The sequence below is a fragment of the Limnofasciculus baicalensis BBK-W-15 genome (assembly GCF_024178385.1).
GTDB classification, from domain to species: domain Bacteria; phylum Cyanobacteriota; class Cyanobacteriia; order Cyanobacteriales; family Coleofasciculaceae; genus Limnofasciculus; species Limnofasciculus baicalensis.
The window spans coordinates 1-1261 of sequence record NZ_JAMZMM010000722.1; the positions used below are offsets into that span (position 1 = coordinate 1).

Here is a 1261-nt window from a genome sequence, read left to right on the forward strand (position 1 = left end):
CCCCCCAGCCCCCCTTGTCAAAGGGGGGAGAAAGAATACAACCTGCATTTCTTCCTTTCTCGGGATTCTCCCTAGGTGTCTTGCCTGTCACAGTTGTTGCTTGTTTGATAAATAACTAACAACCAGGGGTAGTAACTGTCACAGGCGAGAAGCCTCTTCTACAACTAACAACCAACAACTAACAACTAACAACCTTATATCCGCAACGCCATCATTTTTTTCACCGCCTCAGCAATTTGCTGTGGTTGGACGATAGTCAGGTTTTCCAGCGTACCGTTGTAAGGAGTAGGAATATCCTGAGATGATAGGCGTAATACCGGAGCATCCAGTTCATCAAATAAGCGATCGTTAATAGATGCAGTCACTTCTGCCCCAATCCCACCCGTTTTCATACATTCTTCCACCACAATTACTCGGTGGGTTTTGCGAATCGATGCACCGATGGTTTCAAAATCTAAAGGTTTGAGGGAAATTAGATCGATCACCTCTGGATCGTATCCCTCTTTTTCCAATTGCTTGGCAGCTTGCATCACATGGTGACGCATCCGGGAATAAGTGAGAATAGTCACATCTTTCCCACGTCGGACTACTTCTGCTTTATCCAGAGGCACTAGGTACTCCGTCTCTGGCAGATTTTCTTTTAAGTTGTAAAGCAGGACATGTTCAAAGAACAATACCGGATTCTCGTCGCGGATGGCAGATTTGAGCAAACCCTTAGCATTATAGGGAGTCGAGCAAGCGACAATTTTTAAACCGGGGACAGCTTGAAAATAGGCTTCCAGACGCTGAGAATGTTCAGCACCAAGTTGACGGCCAACTCCACCTGGTCCGCGAATTACCATGGGAATTTTGAAGTTCCCGCCGGAAGTATACCGCAGCATCCCCGCATTATTGGCAATTTGGTTGAAGGCGAGGAGCAAAAAGCCCATATTCATCCCTTCAATAATCGGACGCAATCCAGTCATCGCTGCACCGACTGCTAAACCAGTGAAGCTGTTTTCGGCGATTGGGGTATCGAGAACCCGCAATTCGCCGTATTTTTCGTACAAGTCTTTGGTGACTTTGTAGGAGCCTCCGTACTGCCCCACGTCTTCACCAAGAACGAATACAGTTTCATCCCGTGCCATTTCTTCATCAATGGCTTGGCGCAAAGCGTTAAAAAATAATGTGTCTGCCATCAATAACTCACCAGATGCGGCAAATGCCATCGTAACATTGCTCAAGCCATCTGGGATCTTATTTGGGGAGGAGGGAGTGGGGC

The 1261-nt window shown here is 47.1% G+C and carries 1 protein-coding gene; it reads right to left on the reverse strand.

Annotation, left to right across the window (positions count from 1 at the left end; translation table 11 throughout):
- Nucleotides 1-194 precede the first annotated feature (194 nt).
- Nucleotides 195-1178: an alpha-ketoacid dehydrogenase subunit beta gene (locus NJ959_RS29735; RefSeq protein ID WP_254015365.1), complete on the reverse strand. Its 984-nt coding sequence runs from the start codon at nt 1176-1178 to the stop codon at nt 195-197.
- Nucleotides 1179-1261 lie beyond the last annotated feature (83 nt).

Coding starts and splice junctions, on each gene's coding strand:
- NJ959_RS29735 (WP_254015365.1), bottom strand. CDS start 1,178: ATGGCAGACACATTATTTTTTAACGCTTTGCGCCAAGCCATTGATGAA.